This is a genomic window from Enterocloster sp. (assembly GCF_057861365.1).
Map to the genome: position 1 here is coordinate 48,418 of NZ_DBMACH010000015.1, position 22,227 is coordinate 70,644.

The 22,227-nt window shown below is 50.3% G+C and carries 19 protein-coding genes; 14 read left to right on the forward strand and 5 right to left on the reverse strand.

Translation table 11 applies throughout. From position 1 onward, the window contains the following. The first annotated feature begins 44 nt into the window (after positions 1-44). From ACZM6M_RS14100 to ACZM6M_RS14135, 8 genes are all read left to right on the forward strand, one after another. On the forward strand, positions 45-1,130 hold the full coding sequence (locus ACZM6M_RS14100; protein WP_066544143.1) for a dipeptide epimerase: 1,086 nt from the start codon (positions 45-47) through the stop codon (positions 1,128-1,130). After that, on the forward strand, positions 1,127-2,545 hold the full coding sequence (locus ACZM6M_RS14105; RefSeq protein WP_418926376.1) for a serine hydrolase domain-containing protein: 1,419 nt from the start codon (positions 1,127-1,129) through the stop codon (positions 2,543-2,545). The genes ACZM6M_RS14100 and ACZM6M_RS14105 overlap by 4 nt, the downstream gene beginning before the upstream one ends. 236 nt (positions 2,546-2,781) lie before the next feature. Next, positions 2,782-4,716, forward strand: coding sequence for an ATP-binding cassette domain-containing protein (locus tag ACZM6M_RS14110; RefSeq protein WP_417301355.1), 1,935 nt, complete (start codon positions 2,782-2,784; stop codon positions 4,714-4,716). Further along, positions 4,713-5,879: a beta-aspartyl-peptidase gene (gene iadA, locus ACZM6M_RS14115; RefSeq protein ID WP_066544128.1), complete on the forward strand. Its 1,167-nt coding sequence runs from the start codon at positions 4,713-4,715 to the stop codon at positions 5,877-5,879. The genes ACZM6M_RS14110 and iadA overlap by 4 nt, the downstream gene beginning before the upstream one ends. A gap of 169 nt (positions 5,880-6,048) precedes the next feature. Beyond that, on the forward strand, positions 6,049-6,927 hold the full coding sequence (locus ACZM6M_RS14120) for an alpha/beta hydrolase (protein ID WP_066544125.1): 879 nt from the start codon (positions 6,049-6,051) through the stop codon (positions 6,925-6,927). Between the two features lie 46 nt (positions 6,928-6,973). After that, a complete protein-coding gene (locus ACZM6M_RS14125) occupies positions 6,974-9,346 on the forward strand; it encodes a right-handed parallel beta-helix repeat-containing protein (RefSeq protein ID WP_489490509.1) in 2,373 nt (790 codons plus the stop codon). 148 nt (positions 9,347-9,494) lie between these two features. Beyond that, positions 9,495-10,205 (forward strand): response regulator transcription factor, encoded by a 711-nt coding sequence (locus ACZM6M_RS14130; RefSeq protein WP_296038482.1) that lies wholly within the window; start codon positions 9,495-9,497, stop codon positions 10,203-10,205. Continuing rightward, a complete protein-coding gene (locus ACZM6M_RS14135; protein ID WP_489490510.1) occupies positions 10,177-12,705 on the forward strand; it encodes a histidine kinase dimerization/phospho-acceptor domain-containing protein in 2,529 nt (842 codons plus the stop codon). The genes ACZM6M_RS14130 and ACZM6M_RS14135 overlap by 29 nt, the downstream gene beginning before the upstream one ends. A 102-nt stretch (positions 12,706-12,807) precedes the next feature. Here the strand turns inward: ACZM6M_RS14135 and ACZM6M_RS14140 are convergent, their stop codons facing one another. From ACZM6M_RS14140 to ACZM6M_RS14160, 5 genes are read right to left on the reverse strand one after another with little or no spacing between them, the layout of a single operon-like run. Continuing rightward, entirely contained in the window at positions 12,808-14,553 is a 1,746-nt protein-coding gene (locus ACZM6M_RS14140; protein ID WP_489490511.1) for an NADH-dependent [FeFe] hydrogenase, group A6, read from the reverse strand. A 17-nt stretch (positions 14,554-14,570) separates the two neighbouring features. Then, a complete protein-coding gene (gene nuoF / locus ACZM6M_RS14145; protein WP_296038479.1) occupies positions 14,571-16,361 on the reverse strand; it encodes an NADH-quinone oxidoreductase subunit NuoF in 1,791 nt (596 codons plus the stop codon). A gap of 14 nt (positions 16,362-16,375) precedes the next feature. Then, positions 16,376-16,753, reverse strand: a complete 378-nt coding sequence (locus ACZM6M_RS14150) for a (2Fe-2S) ferredoxin domain-containing protein (RefSeq protein WP_066544103.1) — start codon at positions 16,751-16,753, stop codon at positions 16,376-16,378. Positions 16,754-16,788: 35 nt separating this feature from the next. Further along, the gene (locus ACZM6M_RS14155) at positions 16,789-17,346 is read right to left on the reverse strand and encodes an ATP-binding protein (RefSeq protein ID WP_418926373.1); all 558 of its coding nucleotides are present in this window, start codon (positions 17,344-17,346) and stop codon (positions 16,789-16,791) included. 3 nt (positions 17,347-17,349) lie between these two features. Then, positions 17,350-17,844 carry an NADH-quinone oxidoreductase subunit NuoE family protein gene (locus ACZM6M_RS14160; RefSeq protein WP_066544096.1) on the reverse strand — a complete coding sequence of 165 codons (495 nt, stop codon included), beginning with the start codon at positions 17,842-17,844 and terminating at the stop codon, positions 17,350-17,352. Positions 17,845-18,064: 220 nt separating this feature from the next. On the opposite strand from ACZM6M_RS14160, the gene ACZM6M_RS14165 reads away from it, so the two are divergent. The 6 genes from ACZM6M_RS14165 (at position 18,065) to ACZM6M_RS14190 (ending at position 22,213) form a co-directional block, all read left to right on the forward strand. Continuing rightward, on the forward strand, positions 18,065-18,412 hold the full coding sequence (locus ACZM6M_RS14165) for a DRTGG domain-containing protein (RefSeq protein WP_337434574.1): 348 nt from the start codon (positions 18,065-18,067) through the stop codon (positions 18,410-18,412). 54 nt (positions 18,413-18,466) lie between these two features. Continuing rightward, on the forward strand, positions 18,467-18,889 hold the full coding sequence (locus tag ACZM6M_RS14170; protein ID WP_066544092.1) for an ATP-binding protein: 423 nt from the start codon (positions 18,467-18,469) through the stop codon (positions 18,887-18,889). 12 nt (positions 18,890-18,901) lie between these two features. Continuing rightward, positions 18,902-20,299 carry a [Fe-Fe] hydrogenase large subunit C-terminal domain-containing protein gene (locus ACZM6M_RS14175; protein WP_066544089.1) on the forward strand — a complete coding sequence of 466 codons (1,398 nt, stop codon included), beginning with the start codon at positions 18,902-18,904 and terminating at the stop codon, positions 20,297-20,299. Continuing rightward, positions 20,296-20,628, forward strand: coding sequence for a hypothetical protein (locus ACZM6M_RS14180; protein WP_066544087.1), 333 nt, complete (start codon positions 20,296-20,298; stop codon positions 20,626-20,628). The genes ACZM6M_RS14175 and ACZM6M_RS14180 overlap by 4 nt, the downstream gene beginning before the upstream one ends. Continuing rightward, the gene (locus ACZM6M_RS14185; protein WP_337434575.1) at positions 20,625-21,347 is read left to right on the forward strand and encodes a PHP domain-containing protein; all 723 of its coding nucleotides are present in this window, start codon (positions 20,625-20,627) and stop codon (positions 21,345-21,347) included. Before ACZM6M_RS14180 ends, ACZM6M_RS14185 begins: the two co-directional genes overlap by 4 nt. A gap of 236 nt (positions 21,348-21,583) precedes the next feature. Continuing rightward, the gene (locus tag ACZM6M_RS14190) at positions 21,584-22,213 is read left to right on the forward strand and encodes a cyclodeaminase/cyclohydrolase family protein (protein ID WP_337434576.1); all 630 of its coding nucleotides are present in this window, start codon (positions 21,584-21,586) and stop codon (positions 22,211-22,213) included. Positions 22,214-22,227: the final 14 nt, after the last annotated feature.

The window sequence follows — 22,227 nt, forward strand, 5'->3', positions numbered from 1 at the left end:
CGAAGCAGGAAGCACGGGCCGGATCAAAGAAGGAGGCAACAGTTATGAAGATTACGGACATGAAGGTTCACATGATGCAGGTTCCCCTGGTTCGTCCCTTCCGCATTTCTCTGGGTGTAATTACCCATGCGGTGAGCTGCCTGGTGGAGATTGAGACCGACGCAGGGATCACCGGATACGGCGAAGGTTCTCCAGGCCCTCTGATCACAGGCGAAAACCTGCCGGGGACGGTAGAGACCCTGCGGGTGTTCCGTGAAAAGCTCATCGGAATGGATCCAAGAGATATTGAGGGAATCAATGCTGTGATGAACCGTGCGGTTGCTTATGCGGGAACTGCAAAGGCGGCAGTGGATATTGCCTGCCACGATATTCTGGGAAAAGCAGCTGGTCTTCCTCTTTACAAGCTTCTTGGAGGACTTTCCAATACCATTGAAACGGATATGACCGTGGGAATTGATACTCCGGAGCTTATGGCTGCTGCCGCAAAGGAGCATGTGGCTGCAGGCTTCCGTGTGATAAAGACCAAGGTTGGAACGAATATCGCAGACGATATTGCCAGAGTAAAGGCCATCCGTGAGGCAGTAGGCGATGATGTGAAAATCCGTCTGGATGCAAACCAGGGATGGCATGCACGGGAGGCTGTAGAGCTTTTAAAACGCCTTAACGAATACGATATTGAGCTGGTAGAGCAGCCGGTACGCCGCTTTGATTTTGAAGGCTTAAAGTATGTAACTGCCAACAGCCCTGTGCCTGTTATGGCAGATGAGAGCTGCTGGGACTCTAAGGACGCCCTCCGTCTTGTCTCTGAGAGAGCAGTGGATTTCATCAATATCAAGCTGATGAAGTGCGGCGGCCTGTGGGAAGCAAAGAAGATCGTAAATATTGCTGAAGCAGCAGGCGTAGAAATCATGCTTGGCTGTATGGCAGAGGAGAGCGGAATCGCCATCAATGCAGCAGCGGCACTGGGCGCAGCTCTCGGCAACATCACAAGAGCAGACCTGGATGCAAGTTTCTCTTTAAAGGCGCTTCCTTATGAGGGTGGATTTACCATTGAAAATACAAAAGATCTGGTTCTGTCCGAGAATCCAGGACTGGGACTTGTCCGCTTAAAGGAGGAAATGTTCCAATGAGCAGGGCAGTGACAGAGGAAGAAATGACACAGGGGATCAGCCGTCTGGAAGCCCATACCGCCCAGATCATGGAGGAGGCAAAGGCCAGAGGCATTGCCGTAGGCGTGGTAGACCGGACGGGAAGGATCCTTTATGAGAAATACTTTGGTTACCGGGATGAGGAAAAGAAGCTTCCCATTAACCGGGATACTATTTTCGGAATGGCATCTGTGACAAAGTCTTTTACTGCTCTTTCCATCATGCAGATGCAAAAAGACGGGATTCTGTCCGTGGATGACGCAATATCCGCTTATATTCCAGAATTTACCAATAAAAACCAGAAGGAGCCGGTGCGATTAAGCCATCTGATGAGCCACAGTGGCGGCTACTTCCCCCTTCCAAGAATCGTTGTGGATAAAACTGCTCAGGAAATGGGGATAAAAGACAGTCTGGAAGAGGAACTGGTGGACAGAGAAGACTTTGCGGAGGAAGGAATCCGCAGGGTGGCAGGCCGTCTGGACAGCCAGACCCATTTTACCGGCCGTCCCGGACAGCGCATGAGCTACTGCAACGATGGCTTCGGCCTTCTGTCCGATATTGTACGCCGCCATTCCGGATACGGTTCCTTCAGCGCATATCTGAAGGAGCGTATCTTTAAGCCCCTTGGCATGGAGCGGAGCAATATCAGCTTTCTGCGCAATTCTCTGGATGAAAATGCGGCCACGCTTTACACTCTGGAGGATGGAACATGGCGGGCAGACCATGATTATGAAAACGATGCCTTTGTGCTCCATGGAGGCGGCGCCTTAAAGTCCACTCTGGGCGATATGCTTAAGTATGTCTCCATGTACTTAAATGAAGGCAAAAGCCAGGACGGAACCCAGGTCATTGACCGTGATTCCATTGAGGAAATGTGCCGTCCCAGACAGATCGTAAAACCGGGCGTTTACTACGGATACGGCCTGGAAATGAGCCAGATGGAGGACATGGTTTTAGTAGAGCACGGCGGAAGCCTTCCGGGCGTATCCTCAAACCTGTGCTTCTGTCCCCAGAAGGGCATCGGAGTGATCGTACTGTGCAATACTATGGATGTGCCGGTGTACTCCATCGGAACTATGGCTCTCCGCCTGTACTGCGGCCTGCCTTTAGAGGCAGAGCGGATAGAGCATATGCCACGGTCCTGGAGTGAAGAGGAGAAACGTGAACTTGCAGGCGATTACATTTCCGGAGAAGGCGACCGTTTCAGCATCAAAGAGCTGGAAAACGGTGAGCTCGCCATGAAAGTAAACGGCACGCCCATTGAGATGAAGTCCGTTTATCCATGGCAGGGAATGGTAAGAAAGAAATACAGCGACGTATATCTGACTGCGTTCAGAGATGAAAACGGAACGGTATTTGCCGCCAGATACGGAAGCCGTATCTTCCCCAAGGCCTGACATTTACAGGCTGAACGAAGGACGTAAACTTAGAAAGCATATTCAACTGAAAAAGATAAAAGACAGAAAAAGGAGCTTCTGTTCCCGGCCTGAAGGCTAGAATGGGGGCTCTTTTTGTATGCTGTTCCCAAGGCCCTGGCCCCGTTGTCAGGGCTTCTTGACAATGGTTTCTGCTATTGTATAATGGGAACAGGCTGTAAAGGGGCAGCTGTAGATTTTTAATGCGGAGAATACATATGAAATACCAGATCACAGACGGAACGGTTTCTCTGGGCGGAGAAACCGTGCTTTCCCATATTGATTTTGAGATACAGGGAGCCCAGAAAATTGCGGTCGTAGGACGGAACGGAGCCGGAAAAACCACCCTTCTGCGCCTGATTGCAGGAGAGCTGGAACTGGAGCGGGATGACAGACGGCAGGGATCGGGAATCTGCTGTTCCAGAAAACTGACGATCGGGATGCTGGGACAGCAGGCGCTGCTCCATGAGGAGCGCACCGTGGAGGAATACCTGATGAGCCGCTGTCCGGCAGAAGGGCTTTTTGACAGGGAGCGGTTCGAATACGAACGGGAATATGACTGCCTGTTTACAGGACTTGGTTTTAAAAAAGAAGATAAAAAGCGGCCTTTAAGCACATTTTCAGGAGGAGAACGGACAAAGGCTGCATTGGCCGGACTGCTTCTTGAGAAACCGGATATCCTTCTTTTGGATGAGCCAACCAACCATCTGGATATGGAAACAGTTCAGTGGCTGGAAGGGTATTTAAGAAATTATGATCGGGCGGTGGTTATGGTAAGCCATGACCGCTTCTTTTTAGACCGTACGGCACAGATCGTATACGAGCTGGAGGACAGGAAGCTTACAAAATATCCGGGAAATTATACAGCCTACCGAGAGAAGAAACGAAAGGATTACGAGCTTCAGAAAAAGGCCTATATCCGCCAGCAGGAGGAGATTGCCCGGCAGGAGGAGCTGATCCGCCGGTTTAAGAATAAACCGGCCAAGGCCTCCTTTGCCAGATCCAGAAAAAAGATGTTAGAGCGCATGGAACGGGTGGAAGCGCCCAGAGAGGATACGGCACACATTTTTACCGGGGAGATCCTTCCTGCGGTGCCCGGAAGCAAATGGGTTCTTGAGGCGGAGCATTTAAAGATCGGTTATGAAGGCCATCCGCTTTTGGAACTGAGCCTACGGATGAGAAAGGGGCAGAAGATTGCTCTTTTAGGGGAAAATGGAGCGGGAAAGACTACATTTTTAAAGACAGCCGCCGGATCCCTTCCTCCGGTGGATGGAGTCTGCTCCCTTGGAAATAATATTACCATCGGTTATTTTGACCAGTATTCCTCAGCCATTGAGTCGGAACAAACGGTAGCGGAGCATTTTTCAGAGCTTTTCCCGTCCCTGAACCAGAAGGAGGTGCGGACGATCCTGGGCTCCTATCTCTTTCCGGGAAAGGAGGCTTCCAGAAAAGTAAGCTCCCTGTCCGGCGGGGAAAAGGCCAGACTGGTGCTGGCAGAGCTTTTGCAGAGCCGCCCCAATTTCCTGATTCTGGATGAGCCCACCAACCATATGGATATACAGGCAAGAGAAACTCTGGAATCTGCCTTTCAGGCTTATCAGGGAACCATTCTTTTTGTAAGCCATGACCGGTATTTTATCCGGCAGGTGGCAAAGTCGGTGCTTATATTTGAGGGTGCGAGGGCTATGTATTACCCCTTTGGGTACGAGCACTATCTGGAACGGCTGGAAAAGGAAAAAGAAGGACTTTCGCCGGCAGCACGGATTCAGGCGGAGGAGCAGGCTCTGATCGCCGGCTTAAAGGCAGTTCCCAGGGCGGAACGCCACAGGCTGAGAGAGATTCCCACCGAAGAAGCCTATGACCAGTGGAGGCTTAAAATGGCAGAGGATGCCATGAATGAGGCGGCAGGACAGGCAGAGGAGCAGATGAAGGTATGGGAGGAGAACCGTCTGAAACGTCTGTGGGAGCAGGCCGAGGAGCAGCCAGCTTCCGCTTTGGAAGCCCAGCCGTTGGAGGATATAGCGCCTCTGTGGGAGAAGTGGCATCAGGCCTGCATGGACTGGTATGAGATATGGAGTGAGCTGCACCCGGAGCCGGAGGCGCCTGAACCGGAAAAGTTCGCTGATTTGGAATCAAAGGAGGATGCAGAATGATACTGATAAAAAATGCAGACGTATATGCACCGGAGCATCTGGGGATTAAGGATGTGCTGATATGCGGAGCACAGATTGAGGCAGTGGGAGAAGGTCTGGAAGGAGGAAGCGGCTGCCGGATCATAGATGCAGAGGGAAAAAAGCTGACGCCGGGACTGATTGACCGCCATGTCCATGTGACCGGAGGAGGCGGAGAAGGAAGTTTTCATACCCGTACGCCCCAGATACAGCTTTCATCTGTTATAAGAGCTGGGATCACGACTCTGGTGGGCCTTCTGGGAACAGATGATGTAAGCCGTACGCCGGAGGATCTGATCGCCAAGGTAAAGGCCTTAAAGGAGGAAGGAATTTCAGCGTATGCCCTCTGCGGCGCTTATGGTGTGCCTTCCCCTGCCATTACAGGAAGCATAAAGAAGGATATTGCCTTTATTGATGAGATTTTGGGTTTAAAGCTGGCAGTCTCCGACCACAGAGCACCCAATATTTCCACAGAGGAGCTGATCCGTCTGGCAAGCGATGTGCGGACTGCAGGCATGATCAGCGGAAAGTGCGGCTGTGTGGTGCTTCATATGGGGGATGGAAAAAAGATGCTGAGTCAGGTTTTTGAGGCACTGGAGGAGACGGAGATTCCCGTGAAAACCTTTCAGCCCACCCATGTAAACCGCAATCATGAGCTGTTTCTGGACAGCCTTAAGCTGGCGAAGCTTGGGGGAACCATTGATCTGACCTGTGAGGATTTCCCTCATGGTTTGATCGAAGACGGAAAGGATCCTGTGATCGGCCTTTTGGAGGAAGCCCGCCGGGCCGGTGTTCCCATGGAGCGGATGACTTTAAGCTCAGACGGACAGGGAAGTTGGTCCAATTATGACGAGTATGGAAACCTGGTGGAAATGGGGGTTACGGATGTGGGAAATATGTATGCCCAGCTTCGTTCGCTGGTGTTAAACGGAGGGTTTGTACTTTCAGAGGCTCTCTCCTTTTTCACTTCCAATCCTGCAAAGGCCCTGGAGCTGTTCCCGAAAAAAGGCTGTATCGCGCCGGGAGCGGACGCAGATCTGCTTTTAATGGGAGAAGCCCTTGCTCTGGATACGGTGATTGCCAGAGGGCGGGTGATGATGGAGGCAGGAGAACTGCTTGTAAAGGGAACGTATGAAACATTTTAATCTCTAAAGTCAAGTCTTTTCTTACCGGCAAAATACTCAAAAAACAGAACATATCTTTGTGCAGGATACCAGTTTCCTTTTTATGTAAAAAAATATAAGATAGTTCAGGTAAGCGCTTACAATACAGAATATTTAGAAAACACTGAATCCATACACAGGAGGTACACCCATGAACATGTGGACAGAGGATCTGGTACTGCCGGAAGAACTGCGGAAGGAACGTCTGCAGAAGGAACCGGCCAGCTACACAGCCTGGATTCTGGGAAAATCCGGAAAAACACAGGAAAAGAAGAGAAAAGCAGTGATAATCTGTCCGGGAGGCGGATATGAGCATCTTTCTCCCAGAGAGGGAGAACCCATTGCCATGAAATATCTGGCCATGGGCTATCATGTGTTTGTGCTTCACTATAGTCTGGCTCCGGAGCGATTCCCCACAGCCTTAAGGGAGCTGGCTCTGCTTACGGCAAAGATACGGGAGCATGCAGACGAATGGAGGATTGATTCAGAGGGAATCATCGTATCTGGCTTTTCTGCCGGAGGCCATCTGGCTTTGAGCCTGGGGGTTCACTGGGATAAGGAATGGCTGTCAGGGCCTCTGGGATTAACGCCTGAGCAGATCCGCCCTAATGGGCTTATCCTCTGCTATCCGGTAGTGACGGCAGGAGAAGGCTGCCACAGAGGCTCGGTGGAACGTCTCTTGTGGGGACAGATGCTTACGGAAGAGGAGCAGATGATCCCGGAGCGCGGGACGGAAGAAAAGGAAATGCTGAGAGAGTTGATTTCTCTTGAAAAGCAGGTCGGTTCCCATACGCCTCCTGTGTTTTTGTGGCATACCGTAACAGACCAGACGGTTCCGGTGAGAAACGCTCTGATTTTGGCAGAGGCCCTGATAAAGAGCGGCGTTTCTTTGGAGCTTCACCTTTATCCCGTTGGACGCCACGGACTTGCCCTGGCGACGGAGGAAACGGCAGACGGGCAGGAGAGCAATATAGAGCCACAGTGCCAGAGCTGGATCGTTCTGGCGGAAAAATGGCTGGAGCATTTTTAGAACAGGATAAATAAAACAGGACATCAGGGTACGAGGAAAACAGGACATGAAAAGACGAGACATAGGAAAGCTTCTACTCATAGGTCTGGCAGCTGCGGGCCTTCAGGGCTGCAGCCAGACGGCGGAAACAACAGCGGCAGACGTAGAGAAACCACAGGTACAGACAGAGGCAGAAACGGACGCAGCTTCTGAAACGAAAACAGCAGAAGAGCACACCTGGCAGTTTACATATTTCGGCACATCTACCAACGAAAAGTCAAATACCATGGCAGAGGGAGGAAGCCTGAAAAATGGGATTTCTCTTACCTCCTGTACGGTAAAGGAAGACGGAAGCATTGACAAAAAAGGCGGAAAATTTGCAGCAGGAGAAGGCTATGACGGCATTTCCTTTTATTATACAGTCATTGACCCTGAAACAGAGAATTTCCGTTTAAAGGCAGACGTAACCATTGACTATATCAATCCCAAGCCGGACGGCCAGGAGGGAGTAGCCATTATTGCCAGAGACAGTATTGGTGAGGATACAGTGGCAGACTGCTCCTTTTTTACAAATTCCGCGGCAGTCATCGGAAGCAGTTTAAGCTATTATGATGAGGACGGCACAAAGACCTCCATGAAGGACGGCATCGGATACCGGATGATCACAGGAGTAGAATCGGACACTACGCCGCCGGAGGCAGGAAAGCTGACTCTGGATTCAGAGGCATTTGACAAGGAAACACTGCTGACAGCGGGAGAAACCTACACCATGGAGCTGCGAAAGACCAATACAGGATATGAGGCAGCTTATTATGACAAAGAGGGAAATGAATATTCCCGCACCCTGTATGGTGCTGAGAACCTGAATGTAATTGATAATTCAGTTTATGCAGGATTTGCTGTAGCCAGAGGCTGCAATGCCACTTTTAACAACATTGAATTTGAGGTAACAGACCCGGCAAAAGATGCGCCTGCAGAGGAACGTCCTGTAGAAAAGGAAAATGTAAGCTTTACCTTCCTTTCCTCCAATACGTCCGGTTCCAGCGAGTATCCCCTTTCCTTTAAGACGAATGCAGACGGTACGGCTGTGATCTCCGATAAAGAAGGAAATGCTTTGGATACTCTGGAAGTAAAGGCAGAGGTTCCGGTAAAGGCTTCCTATCCGGTAAAAGAGGGAGAAAATCATTTTATCATCGCATTTACTCCCAAAGAGGGATATAAGATCAATGAATATACAGAGCTTGCAAATTACGGAACTGTTTCTTTTGATGAGACAGTAAGCTGCCGTATCTTATCCGGTGATACCATCTTTATTTCCAAAGACGGCACACCCGATGGGACGGGAACAAAGGAAGCTCCCATTGATCTGGCAACGGCGTTCCGGTATGGGGCTCCCGGACAGAGCTTTGTAATGGAAGGAGGTACCTATACCTTTAAGGAAGGGCTGACCGTTCTGCGCGGCGTAGACGGAACAGAGGATGCGCCCATTGTTCTGGCTCCGGCAGAGGGAGAAAGGGCAGTTCTGGACTTTGCAAAGGAAGGCACAGGCCTTCAGCTTTGGGGGGATTACTGGCATATTAAAAATATTGACGTATGCAATGCCTCCGACGGAAATTGTGGAATCCGCCTTTCAGGCCATCACAATATTTTAGAGGGAATTAAGACCTATAATAACGGAAACACCGGCCTTCAGGTCAGCGGAATATCCGAGGAGACCATTGATATGTGGCCTTCGGACAACCTGATCTTAAACTGTACCTCCTATAATAACTGCGATGAAGCCATGGAGGATGCAGATGGCTTTGCAGCCAAGCTGACCTGCGGAGAAGGAAATGTGTTCCGGGGCTGCATTGCTGCCTATAATGCGGATGACGGCTGGGATCTCTTTGCCAAGATCGCCACAGGAAAAATCGGAGCAGTGACCATTGAGGACTGCGTGGCATTTAAAAACGGTTATGTGTATGATGAATCCGGCAGCGTGATCGATGCTGGAAACGGAAACGGATTTAAAATGGGAGGCAGCGGCATCAGCGGCCATCATGTGTTAAAAAACAGCATTACCTACGAAAACAAAGCAAAGGGCATTGATTCCAACAGCTGTCCGGATATTGAAATCTACAATAATGTTTCTTTTAACAATGAAGGCCCTAATATTGCCATCTATACCGCCAACCGGGCAGATACGGCCTATGTGGCAGAGGGGAATATTTCCTATGGCACAGGGGAAGGCCACAGTGAGGACATTCAGCTAAAGGGTCAGGATGCAAGCAGCATTTACAGCGAAACCAATTATTTCTATCATGAGGACACGAAGGCCTACGAAAACAGCAAGGGAGAGAAGGTAACGGACGACTGGTTCGTATCCCTGGATACTACTGTGATGCCGAAACGGGCAGAGGATGGTTCCCTCCTGTTAAACGGACTTCTGGAGAGAAAATAAACCATAAAAAGAGGACAGAGAATCCCTGTTTAGGGGGTGACTCTGTCCTTTTAAAATGCTACAATCAATCTTTAGAAAGTCTTTTATATTTTATACACCTTATTTTTGTTTTTATATTTTATCATATGGATGTAAGGAGGAAACAGATATGAGTGGGGATCGGATCCTGTTAGTGGAGGATGATAAAGAGATACGGGAAGGTGTGGAAATCTTTTTAAAAAGCCAGGGATATGAGGTTTTTCAGGCAGCCGACGGCCTTGAGGGCCTGGAAATCCTTAAAAATCAGCCCATCGATCTTGCAATTGTAGATGTGATGATGCCGCGGATGGACGGTATTACCATGGTAGCAAGACTGCGGGAAAGTTTCGACTTTCCAGTACTTTTCCTATCTGCAAAATCAGAGGAAGTAGATAAGATACTGGGGCTGAACATGGGGGCGGATGATTACATTACAAAGCCCTTTACGCCAATGGAGCTTTTAGCCAGAGTGAATTCCCATCTGAGACGTTATCACCGCTTTATGGATCGTTTACATTCAAGGGCAGAAGAAAGCGCACGGATTTACCGGGCCGGAGGCCTGGAGGTAAATGAGGATACGGTAAGCGTTACCATTGATGACCGGCCGGTAAAGGTAACGCCCATCGAATTTAAGATCCTTCTGCTTTTGATACGCAATCCGGGCCGGGTATTCCCGGCAGATGAGATTTATGAACGGGTGTGGAACGAACGGGCCATCAATACGGATACGGTTATGGTTCATATCCGCAATCTCCGGGAAAAGATAGAAGTAAATCCGAAAGAACCAAAATATTTAAAGGTGGTGTGGGGAGTTGGATACAAGATTGAAAAACAGCCGTAGCAGGCACTGGATCGGCGTACTGCTGATCGTGATACTGGTAATCGTATCTGCGGCAGCAACTGTGGGATTTTATCCCTATATGAAACAAAAAGCTGTAAACCAGAGCAGCCTAAGCCGGCAGGAATGGGAAAATGACACCGGACGCTTTGACAATCTGGCAACACAGGTTATGAATTTCAGCTATGTGATCTGGCATCAGCAAAAGCAGGAGGAAAAGGGCGGGATTTTGACCTATTCCCAGACCTTTTTGCCGGGACTGGATGAAAAGATAGCCAAAGCAGAGAAAGACGCATACATGGAAGAAGACATCACTTATGAGGGTGAGTATGAGCTCCCGGAGCAGACGGATCAGTTGGAAATGATGCATGAAGCCCAGTCTCAGATCGAAGAACTGGGACGGCGCTGGGAAGAGATGTATGAACGCTACAATGGAACTCTGATCCGTTACATGGTCACAGGCCCTGACGGGCAGTGTCTGCGCAGCAATGTAATTGATGCAGAAAGTGTGTTTTCAAGGGGAATCGGGGCGAATGAAATCCGGTTTACGGCGGAATTTGCTTCCGGAGGCAGATTAAGTATTTCCGATATAGCGGGAGATGGGGACAGCTGCAGCCGTATGTTCCAGTCAATGACCTCCTATGAGTTTTATGATCCTATTGAGACCCGTCTGGGAAGCCAGTACCGCAGCAGCGGAGTGGAGTTTCAGGGGCCAAAGGATATGAAGATTCATTTTATCTGTGATCTATCCAATGCGGGCAGCAGTTTTTATGGCAGTGATATAGAGGAAACAGGGGTTAGAAGCTGGGATTACCAGAGCGGAGGCGGATATTTTTCCGTTGTATGTGCGATCGCGGCAGTGATTACGCTCACAGCTCTTGCACTTCCGGGAATCCGTTCCCTGGAGATAGGACGCAGCGCACTGTGCCGTTTGTCCTTTGAACCCCTATGTGCCAGTGGAACGCTGTGGTTCGCTACTGTGATCAGCAGTATTCCGGTAGATCTGATCCATGCAACCATGGAAGGCCGTTTATCCAGAGAGTGGCTGCAGGCCGGATTTACAGATGGAGCGGCGCATATGATGACGCTGCTGATCAATGTCATGTTCTGGATCATCATTTACGGTATTCTTTACTGGGGAATTACCTGTATACGGGCCGTATTTACTCTGGGACTGTGGCGCTATTTTAAGGAACGCACCTGGCTTGGACGATTTTTGCGCTTTTGCAAGCGCTGGACTCTGAAGGGTCTGGATCTCTTTTCCAATACAGACTGGGAAGGAAAGTCCACGCGGATCATTGGAAAGGCTGTGATTGCCAATTTTATTATTCTGGCTCTCATTTCCTGCCTGTGGTTCTGGGGGATTGGGGCGTTAGTAATCTACTCTCTGGTACTGTTTTTCCTTTTTAAGAAATACTGGGGAAAAATGGAAGAAAAATATCAGCTTCTCTTAAAGGGCATTAATGCCATGGCAGAGGGAAATCTGGATGTGGAGTTTGATGAAGATCTGGGGATTTTTGAGCCTCTCAAGGAACAGCTTTCCCATATCCGGGACGGATTTAAAAAAGCAGTGGCCCAGGAGGTAAAAAGCGAGCGTACCAAATCGGAGCTGATCACCAATGTGTCCCATGATCTAAAGACGCCTTTGACGGCGATTATCACTTATATCAATCTCTTAAAGCAGGAAAATCTGTCAGAAGAGGAGCGCAGTTCCTATATCCAGGTACTGGACCGCAAAGCCATGCGCTTGAAGGAGCTGATCGAAGATCTTTTTGAGGTCAGCAAGGCAAACAGCGGTACCGTGACCCTCCACCTGGAAGAGGTGGAGATTGTCAGCTTGTTAAAGCAGGTGCGCTGCGAGCTGGCCGACAAGATTGAAAAGAGCGGTGTGGACTTCCGTTTCCAGCTGCCGGAGGAAAAAATATACCTTCATCTGGACGGTCAGAAAACCTGCCGTATCTTTGAAAACCTCATGGTAAATATTACAAAGTATGCCATGAAGGGAACCAGAGCCTATATCCAGATCAGGCGGGAGGAAAACGGCTATGTGGCTGTTTCTATGCGAAATATTTCAGAACATGAATTAACGGTATCCCCGGATGAGCTCACAGAGCGCTTTGTACGGGGGGATGAATCCCGCAATACGGAAGGCTCCGGTCTGGGGCTTGCCATTGCAAGAAGCTTTACTGAGGCCCAGGGCGGTACGATGAAGCTGGAAGCAGAGGATGACCTCTTTAAGGTTACCGTCCGCTGGAAGGAGGAAAAGATGGAAAAACCTCCCGTCCATACGGAACCGGTGGAGGAAGCCGATCCCCTAAAATCTGCCGATTTGCAGCCTGTCGATCCACAGGTTTCGGATGTACAGCCCGTCAGTTCGCAGCCCTCTGGTTTGCAGCCTTCCGGTTCACGTCCGCCGGTTCCGGCCTCATTTACCTGGTGGGATCCTGAAAAAAATGAGATGTTAGAGGAACAGGAAGAAGAGAAGGAAACGGATGAACCATAAATAAAAGCTTCCCCGCAGACGATCAGATGGTTCGTCCTGCGGGGAAGCTTTTTATTTAAGGGGATGCCGGAGTGACGCCGGCATCTCTGTTTTTAGTTTCGATCAGTGCTGATTAATACTTCTCTTTACATAGCTGGTATGGAGCAGATGGTGCGCCTTTTCGCTTCCGGGCTCGCCCAGATAGGTGGCATATAACTCCTTAATCGCCGTATTTTCATGGGATTTGCGGATGGTATTTGCCTCATCGCTGTCATAGAGAACCTTAGCTCTTAAGCCGCGGATATCCACCGTGTTGCGGATATAACCCGGCTGCTGAGGCTGGCCGCCGCCGTTGACACAGCCGCCGGGACAGCCCATGATCTCGATGAAGTGGTAATCTGCCTTTCCTGACTTTACCTTTTTAAGCAGCTCTCTGGCATTTCCAAGGCCGGAGGCGACCGCTACCTTTACATCCATATCTGCCACATGATAGGTGGCTTCCTTGATGCCTGCAGTGCCGCGGACCTCGTGAAATTCAAGCTTTGGAAGCTCTTCGCCGGTAAGTGTCTCAACTGCAGTTCTTAATGCAGCCTCCATAACGCCTCCCGTAGCGCCGAAGATCACGCCTGCACCGGAGCCAAGGCCTAAAGGCTCGTCAAAGCTCTCATCCGGCAGATCCAGGAAGCGGATCCTTGCCTTGCGGATCATCCGGGCCAGCTCTCTGGTGGTGATGGAGATATCCACATCCGGAACGCCGTTTGCCGCCTCGTCCTCTCTTCCGATCTCGAACTTCTTTGCCGTACAGGGCATAACGCTGACAGATACGATATCCTTTGGATCAATGCCCATCTTCTCAGCATAGTAGGATTTGGCAATGGCTCCGAACATCTGCTGAGGGGATTTGCAGGTGGAAAGATTTTCCGTCATATCCGGGAAATAGTGCTCACAGTATTTAACCCAGCCGGGAGAACAGGAGGTGATCATAGGCAGGACACCGCCGTTTTTCACGCGGTCTAAAAATTCATGTGCCTCCTCCATGATGGTCAAGTCAGCGGAAAAGTCTGTATCAAATACGCGGTCAAATCCCAGACGGCGCAGGGCGGCAGCCATCTTTCCTTCCACATTGGTGCCGATGGGAAGGCCGAATTCTTCGCCTAAAGCGGCACGGACAGCAGGAGCGGTCTGTACGATCACATGCTTGGAAGGATCTGCAATGGCTGCAAATACCTCGGACGTGCAGTCCTTTTCCTGAAGGGCTCCCGTAGGACAGACGGCAATACACTGGCCGCAGGATACACAGGAGGTCTCGCCAAGGCCCATACCGAAGGCAGAGCCGATTTCAGTTGCAAAGCCCCGGTTGTTGGCGCCGATGACGCCAATCCCCTGTACCTCGCTGCAGACTGCCACGCAGCGGCGGCAGAGAATACATTTGCTGTTGTCACGGATCATATGGGCGGCAGAGGTATCGATCTCAGAGGGTGTGGTCTCGCCGTCATAATAGCCCTCATCCTCTACGCCAAGCTCTCGTGCCAGCTCCTGAAGCTCGCAGTGTCCGCTGCGTACGCAGGACAGGCAGGAGCGGTTATGGTTGGATAATAAAAGCTGGATGGTCTTTTTTCTGGAATCCATGACCTTTGGAGTATTGGTAAATACTTCCATTCCGTCTTCCGCAGGATATACGCAGGAAGTAACCAGCTTTCCATTTTTTAATTCGACAATACATACGCGGCAGGCGCCGATTTCGTTGATCTCTTTTAAGAAGCATAAGGTAGGGATCTCGATATGCGCCAGTCTTGCTGCCTCCAGGATGGTTGAGCCCTTGGGAGCAGTGACTTCAATGCCGTTGATTTTCAGTTTGATCGTTTCCATCGTCTATTCCCTCCCTTTTATTTTTTGTAGATTGCGCCGAACTTACATTTCTCCATGCAGGCACCGCACTTGATGCACTTGTTCTGATCAATAATGTGCGGATTCTTTACAGAGCCGATGATTGCTCCGGCAGGACAGGTGCGGGCGCACAGAGTACAGCCGCGGCACTTGTCACGGTCAATGTTGTAGGATAAGAGCGCCTTGCAGACGCCGGCAGGACAGCGCTTCTCCTTGATATGGGCCTCGTACTCGTCGCGGAAATAGCGCAGGGTGGACAGCACCGGATTGGGGGCTGTCTGTCCCAGGCCGCAGAGGGAATTGTTCTTTACATAGTAGCAGAGTTCTTCCAGCTTATCCAGGTCAGCCATATCGGCCTGTCCCTTGGTGATCTTTGTGAGGATTTCAAGCATACGTTTGGTGCCGATACGGCAGGCAGTACACTTGCCGCAGGATTCCTCCACAGTAAATTCAAGGAAGAATTTGGCAATGTCTACCATACAGTCATCCTCATCCATAACGATCAGACCGCCGGAGCCCATCATGGAACCTATGGCAATCAGGTTGTCATAGTCAATGGGGATATCAAAGTGTTCAGCCGGGATACAGCCGCCGGAAGGTCCTCCGGTCTGTGCGGCCTTGAACTTCTTTCCGCCGGGGATGCCGCCGCCGATTTCCTCGATTACGGTCCTTAGGGTGGTTCCCATGGGAACCTCTACCAGACCGGTGTTGTTGATCTTGCCTCCCAGGGCAAATACCTTGGTGCCCTTGGACTTTTCCGTACCCATGGAAGCAAACCATTCTGGACCGTTTAAGATGATCTGAGGGATATTGGCGTAGGTTTCTACGTTATTTAAGATGCTTGGCTTTCCGAATAAGCCCTTCTGCGCCGGGAATGGAGGACGGGGCCTTGGCTCACCGCGCTTTCCCTCAATGGAGGTCATAAGAGCCGTTTCCTCGCCGCAGACGAAAGCGCCTGCGCCCAGACGGAGGTCAATATCAAAATCAAAGCCGGTTCCGAAAATGTTTTTGCCTAAAAGTTCCATGTCGCGGGCCTGCTTGATGGCAATCTGCAGGCGTTCTACCGCGATGGGGTATTCGGCACGGACGTAGATATAGCCCTGGTTTGCACCGATGGCATAGCCGGCGATGGCCATGGCCTCCAGCACTGCATGGGGATCGCCCTCCAGCACGGAACGGTCCATAAATGCGCCGGGATCGCCCTCGTCTGCATTACAGCAGACATACTTCTGGTCTGCGTCGTTCTGACGGCAGAGCTTCCATTTTAAGCCGGTGGGGAAGCCTGCGCCTCCGCGGCCTCTCAGGCCTGCGTCTAAAAGGGTCTGGATCACATCCTCCGGGGTCATTTCCGTAAGAACCTTTCCCAGAGCCTGATAGCCGCCGGTTCCGATGTATTCTTCGATATTTTCAGGGTCAATAACACCGCAGTTGCGAAGGGCGATACGGTGCTGCTTCTTATAAAAGTCTGTGTCGCTTAAGGCCTTGATGCCTCCAGTGGGGCTTACGGTCTCCTGATAGAGAAGACGGGTTACTACACGACCCTTTAAGAGATGTTCGGATACGATCTCAGGGATGTCTCCGGGCTGTACCATTGAATAAAAGGTAGCATCCGGGTAAACGATCATAATCGGGCCCAGGGCACAGAGGCCGTGGCAGCCGGTTTCTACAACCGCTACTTCCTCCTCCAGTCCCTGGCGTTTTAATTCATTTTTTAATGTATCCATGATCTGGGGGCTTCCGGAAGAGGTACATCCGGTACCGCCGCAGACAAGCACATGTGAACGATACATAGATAGTCCCTCCTTTATTTTAATCCTGCAGCGCCCATGGTATATTTCTCAACCGGGTGTCCGCCGACCAGATGGCGCTCGATCACCTCTAAGGCCTTGTCAGGGTTCATTTTTACATATGTAATTTTGTCCTTGCCGGGTTCCATGATCTCAACAATGGGTTCATACTGGCACAGCCCGATGCAGCCGGTCTGAGTTACGCTGATGCGGTCTGTAAGGCCTCTGGACTGGATCTCCTGGGCAAAGGTATTGAGAACAGGTCTGGCACCTGCGGCGATTCCGCAGGTGGCCATGCCTACTACTACGCGGGTATGGTTATGGTCTTCCGCGCGCAGGTTTACCTGGCTCTGCATCCGTTCGCGGATGGCCTGTAATTCAGCAAGAGTTTTCATGGGTTATAAACCTCCTTCTGTCTAAGGGGCAGCGGTCACAGCGATGCGCCGCCGTCGGTTTCCTTCTGATTTTCATTCAGAAATTCCAAAATATAGGCGGATACTTCCGGCGTATTTAATGGAATACCGCCAAGGATCTCCTTCATCTGCCTGGTATCAAGGGTAAAGGAAGCTCCGTTGTATGTATATGTATAGCAAAAATCCGTGTCCGGATGGTACACGATCAGGTTGTGGATGGTGCTGTTTATATCCCCCAGAGGCATACGGTCAATGTGGGATAAGCCAAATTCGGCAGTCACCTCTGTGCCTTTTTCAATCTGGGAATGGATGGAAAAGCTCCCTCCGGCGCTTTCGGCAGCCATTTTAAAAAAAGGAACGCCCAGTCCTACCTTCCGCGTTGTGCGGGTGGTGTAAAAGGGGTCTGTTACATGGGAAAGCTGTTCTTCGCTCATGCCGCAGCCATTATCCCCGATCTGTATGGTCAGACGGTCGGCGTCTGTATCTGCTGTGACGTTTATAGTCACAAGAGAGGCGCCTGCCCGTGTGGAATTTTCTGCTACATCCAGTATATTTAAGGAAATTTCCGGCATCATAGGCTAGTTATACTTGGCTAAAATGCCCGGAATGTCGTCGGGGGTAAGACGGCCGTAAACTTCTCCGTTGATCATCATAACAGGAGCCAGTCCGCAGGCGCCTACACAGCGGCAGGAATCCAGTGAGAATTTGCCGTCCGGTGTACACTCACCGTTGGTAATCCCTAAAATTTCCTCCAGCTTGTGAAAGATTTCCCCGGAACCCTTCACATAGCAGGCTGTTCCCAGACAGACAGAAATTTTATACTGTCCCTTGGGCTGTAAGGCAAACTGTGCATAAAAGGTCGCTACGCCGTAAACCTTTTCTAACGGAACCTCCATCTCGTCTGAGATGATGGTCTGCACTTCAATGGGAAGATATCCATAAATTTCCTGAGCCTTCTGCATCACCGGCATCAGAGCGCCCGGCTGGCTTTTAAGATCAGCAATTACCGCTTTCAGCGCGGCCTCCTGCTCAGGTGTTCCTCGAAAGGGAACCGTCTGTTTTTTGCACGCCATCGTTTTTACCTCCTCGTCGTTGTAAATTATGCAATGTGTTAATATTCTAACACATATAGTCAAAAAAATCTACATTTCTGGGAAAATGTGTCAAAAACTTTGTGTGGAATTGCGGATAAAATGTGCAAAAACAGAGACATATTTATTGAAAGAATTGGGGATAAATGATATGCTGACAGTAGCCGGAAACACAGAACCAAACAGGTAGGAGAGAACGCGTATGACAGTGAGAGATGTAAGAGAGGTATTAGGCGCCAGGGTGCTGGCCGGAGAGGAGCATCTGGACAGGGAGGTAAGGTCTGCCTGCGGCTCTGATATGATGAGCGATGTGCTGGCATTTTCAAAGGATCATTCCGTACTGCTGACAGGATTGTGCAATCCCCAGGTGATCCGTACAGCAGAGATGCTTGATATTGTGTGCATTATATTTGTGAGAGGAAAAAAGCCGGATGAAAGTATGCTTGAGATGGCAAGGGAGAGGAATCTTGTGGTTCTTGCCACCGGACACAGGATGTTTTCTTCCTGCGGAATGCTTTATCAGGCAGGGCTTAACAGCGGGGCAATCTAGAGAGTGCTGCGCTGATACGACGATATATGGAAATTCAGGAAGGAAAGATTTTCTATGGAAGAAGCAATTATTTTAAAATATCCCATATCCGGAGAGGATTTTACACGGGCAGGGGAAGCCAGCAGCGATGTAAAGCGCAAGCTCAAGCAGATGGGGGTGAATCCGGAGGCCATCCGGAAGGTGGCCATCGCCATGTATGAGGGGGAGATCAATATGGTAATCCATGCAGACGGAGGGGAGATTACAGTAGAGATTACTCCGGAAAAGATCGATATGATCCTGGATGACAAAGGGCCGGGGATTAAGGATGTGGAGCTGGCGATGCAGGCCGGATATTCCACGGCTCCGGATGAGATCCGTTCTCTGGGCTTTGGAGCGGGGATGGGGCTTCCCAATATGAAAAAATATTCAGACCAGATGGAGATCGATACCCGGATCGGAGAGGGAACAAAGATCACCATGACAGTATATATCTGAGGGGGTGGAGGAATGGATAAATTCTATCATTCCGTGCGGCTTGACCCTTCTTTGTGCAAAGGCTGCATTAACTGCATTAAGCGCTGTCCTACAGAGGCCATCCGCGTCCGAGGGGGAAAGGCAAGCATCAATAAAAAGTTCTGCATAGACTGCGGAGAGTGCATCCGCGTCTGCCCTCATCATGCAAAACACGCAACCTACGATAAGCTGGATACGATGAATCAGTACGAATATACGGTGGCGCTTCCGGCGCCGTCTCTGTACAGCCAGTTCAACAATCTGGATGACTCTAATATTGTGTTAAAGGCCCTTCTTCGTATGGGCTTTGATGATGTATTCGAGGTCAGCGCGGCGGCAGAGCTGGTCAGTGAAGCCACCAGACAGTACATATCCGATCATGAGGAACAGCTTCCTTTGATCAGTACCGCCTGTCCTTCTGTGGTGCGGCTGATCCGGGTGCGTTTTCCATCCCTGATTCCTCACCTGCTTCCTTTAAATCCCCCGGTAGAGGTAGCGGCTATTCTGGCGGCCAGAAGGGCCATGGAGAAAACGGGGCTTCCCAGAGAGAAGATAGGAATTATGTTTATTTCTCCCTGCCCCTCCAAGGTAACCTATGTGAGAGCGCCTCTTGGTACGGAAAAGAGCCAGGTGGACAAGGTGCTTGCTATCAAGGATGTGTATCCCAGACTGTTAGCAGCCATGAAGTCGGTAGCGGGAGAGGATTATCCAGCTATTGGAACTTCCGGAAAAATCGGCATCAGCTGGGGGCACAGCGGCGGGGAAGCCAGCGGGCTGTTTACGGAAAATTATCTGGCAGCGGACGGTATTGAAAATGTGATCCGTGTGTTAGAGGATATGGAAGATCAGAAGTTTACCAATCTGAAATTTGTGGAGCTGAACGCCTGCAACGGAGGCTGTGTGGGCGGTGTGCTTACGGTGGAAAATCCCTATGTGGCAGAGGTGAAGCTAAAGCGCCTGCGCAAATATATGCCTGTTGCCAGAAACCATATGGAGGATGGTGAGCTGGATGCGGTAAAATGGACAACGCAGATCCAGTTTGAACCCGTATTTAATCTGGGAAATAATATGATGGAAAGCTTTCTGCGTTTAAATCAGGCGGAGCGGCTTGTGAAGAAATTTCCGGGACTGGACTGCGGTTCCTGCGGAGCTCCTACCTGTAAGGCCCTGGCGGAGGACATTGTCCGGGGAGAGGCCAGTGAGACCGACTGCGTGTATTATCTGAGAGAAAATCTCCACAGGCTTTCTGAGGAGGTAGCCATACTGGCAGACGATCTTCACAGCAAGGATAAAAGCAGCCAGGATACCTTAAATACATTAAAAGAGTGCATACGGCGGATTTCGGATGAGATGTCTTCTCTGGACAGCCGGGAAGAGGGGGAGGAAGAATGACCGTACAGGAACTGATTGATAAAAATGTTTTTCAGGAGATTAATATAGGGGACGATACAGACCGGAGCATCACAAAGCCCTTTTGCTGCGATCTTTTAAGCATTGCCATGGGACGGGCTCCGGCAGGCTGTGCCTGGGTTACGGTAATGGGAAACTTAAATACGCTGGCAGTGGCAGCTCTTGCGGATGCGGCCTGTGTGATTCTGGCAGAGGGCGCCATGCTGGATGAGGCTGCTGTGAAGAAGGCTGCTCTTCAGGGGATCACGGTGCTGCGGACAGAGGAACCGGTATTTGAGACGGCCCTGGCTGTAAAGGAGCTGTTAAAATGACAGAGCTGGCATATGATCTTCATATCCATTCCTGCTTATCGCCCTGTGGGGATGATGATATGACGCCGGCCAATATTGCGGGAATGGCAGCGTTAAAAGGGCTGGATGCAGTGGCTCTCACAGACCACAACAGCTGTAAAAACTGCCCTGCGTTCCTGGCTGCGGCGAAGGAATACGGGATCATCGGGATTCCGGGGATGGAACTGACAACTTCAGAGGAAGTCCACGCAGTCTGTCTGTTTCCGGAGCTTTATCAGGCGATGGAATTTGACCGCTTTGTGTACAGCCGTCTCATTAAGGTAAAAAATCGCCCGGAAATTTTTGGAAAACAGCAGATTTATGATGAAAATGATTCTGTCTACGGGGAAGAATCCTGTCTGCTTATCAATGCCGTTAATTTGTCTTTTGAGGGGTTGTGGGAAAAGGCGGCTTCCTACGGGGGTGTCATGTTTCCGGCCCATATTGATAAAAATTCCAACAGCCTCATTGCCAATCTGGGCTTTATTCCTCCGGACAGCTCCTTTCAGACTGTGGAACTGAAGGATATGAAGAAGCTTCATTCTCTGAAACGGGAACACCCTTATCTGGAGCACTGCCGCATCATCAGTAATTCAGACGCACATTATCTGGAGCATATCAACGAACGGGGATTCACGCTGCCGGCTGCAGAGCGGTCTGCCAAGGCTGTTGTGGATACACTGCGCAGAGGGCTTTTTTAAGGAAATCTCTTTTATAAAAGCTTGAGTTTCCACACTTTACACCGCACTCCGGCGTCTGGTGTTCAGGGCTCCGGTTTTCTTATGGCCTTCAAAGTCGTCCTGAACACCAGATGCCAGAGCGCACTGCAAAATGCGGAAACTCAAGTATAAAAGTCCTTGTGGCACAGAGGCAGGTCGTGGTATGATGGGGGACAGGATTAAGGTATTAAAGTACAGTAGAAAGGATGCATATGATCATGACAGCAGAAGCACAGATTAAAGATTATCTGGAATTATTATCATCCAAAGCCCCCGTACCGGGCGGCGGAGGAGCCTCTGCTCTTGCAGGCGCACTGGGAGACAGCCTGGGACAGATGGTGGTACACCTGACCCTGGGAAAGAAGAGGTATGCGCAGGCAGAGCAGGATATGCTGAACTATGAAAGAGAGCTGAAACGTCTTCAGCAGGAATTTCTGATGCTGGCAGATAAGGATGCAGAGGTGTTTGCCCCTCTGGCAGAATGTTACCGCCTCCCCTCATCAACGGAGGAAGAAAAGGCATATAAGGAAAAGGTAATGGAGGAACGGCTTGTACAGGCCAGCTATGTTCCTCTGGAAATCATGGAAAAGGCAGCAGAAATGCTGGGGATTTTAAAGGAACTGGCAGAGAAGGGAAGCGTTATGGCGGTCAGTGATGTGGGCGTAGGCGTTCAGTTTGCCCGTACTGCCATTTTAGGGGCTGTGATGAACGTGTATATCAATACCCGTTCCATGAAGGATCGTAAAAGGGCAGAAGAACTGAACCGTGAAGCGAAGCGTCTTACAAAAGAAGGGACAGACGCTGCGGATCGGATCTATGAAAAAATAGTAAAGCAGCTTCAGGGCTGATGACACAGAACCAT

What these genes read in the sequence shown, in the direction of transcription:
- ACZM6M_RS14170 (WP_066544092.1), top strand. Translation starts at nt 18,467, where the DNA reads ATGGAAGAAGCAATTATTTTAAAATATCCCATATCCGGAGAGGATTTT.
- ACZM6M_RS14190 (WP_337434576.1), top strand. Translation starts at nt 21,584, where the DNA reads ATGACAGCAGAAGCACAGATTAAAGATTATCTGGAATTATTATCATCC.
- ACZM6M_RS14175 (WP_066544089.1), top strand. Translation starts at nt 18,902, where the DNA reads ATGGATAAATTCTATCATTCCGTGCGGCTTGACCCTTCTTTGTGCAAA.
- ACZM6M_RS14155 (WP_418926373.1), bottom strand. Translation starts at nt 17,346, where the DNA reads ATGATGCCGGAAATTTCCTTAAATATACTGGATGTAGCAGAAAATTCC.
- ACZM6M_RS14160 (WP_066544096.1), bottom strand. Translation starts at nt 17,844, where the DNA reads ATGGCGTGCAAAAAACAGACGGTTCCCTTTCGAGGAACACCTGAGCAG.
- ACZM6M_RS14110 (WP_417301355.1), top strand. Translation starts at nt 2,782, where the DNA reads ATGAAATACCAGATCACAGACGGAACGGTTTCTCTGGGCGGAGAAACC.
- ACZM6M_RS14125 (WP_489490509.1), top strand. Translation starts at nt 6,974, where the DNA reads ATGAAAAGACGAGACATAGGAAAGCTTCTACTCATAGGTCTGGCAGCT.
- ACZM6M_RS14120 (WP_066544125.1), top strand. Translation starts at nt 6,049, where the DNA reads ATGAACATGTGGACAGAGGATCTGGTACTGCCGGAAGAACTGCGGAAG.
- ACZM6M_RS14100 (WP_066544143.1), top strand. Translation starts at nt 45, where the DNA reads ATGAAGATTACGGACATGAAGGTTCACATGATGCAGGTTCCCCTGGTT.
- ACZM6M_RS14180 (WP_066544087.1), top strand. Translation starts at nt 20,296, where the DNA reads ATGACCGTACAGGAACTGATTGATAAAAATGTTTTTCAGGAGATTAAT.
- iadA (WP_066544128.1), top strand. Translation starts at nt 4,713, where the DNA reads ATGATACTGATAAAAAATGCAGACGTATATGCACCGGAGCATCTGGGG.
- ACZM6M_RS14150 (WP_066544103.1), bottom strand. Translation starts at nt 16,753, where the DNA reads ATGAAAACTCTTGCTGAATTACAGGCCATCCGCGAACGGATGCAGAGC.
- ACZM6M_RS14165 (WP_337434574.1), top strand. Translation starts at nt 18,065, where the DNA reads ATGACAGTGAGAGATGTAAGAGAGGTATTAGGCGCCAGGGTGCTGGCC.
- nuoF (WP_296038479.1), bottom strand. Translation starts at nt 16,361, where the DNA reads ATGTATCGTTCACATGTGCTTGTCTGCGGCGGTACCGGATGTACCTCT.
- ACZM6M_RS14105 (WP_418926376.1), top strand. Translation starts at nt 1,127, where the DNA reads ATGAGCAGGGCAGTGACAGAGGAAGAAATGACACAGGGGATCAGCCGT.
- ACZM6M_RS14185 (WP_337434575.1), top strand. Translation starts at nt 20,625, where the DNA reads ATGACAGAGCTGGCATATGATCTTCATATCCATTCCTGCTTATCGCCC.
- ACZM6M_RS14130 (WP_296038482.1), top strand. Translation starts at nt 9,495, where the DNA reads ATGAGTGGGGATCGGATCCTGTTAGTGGAGGATGATAAAGAGATACGG.
- ACZM6M_RS14140 (WP_489490511.1), bottom strand. Translation starts at nt 14,553, where the DNA reads ATGGAAACGATCAAACTGAAAATCAACGGCATTGAAGTCACTGCTCCC.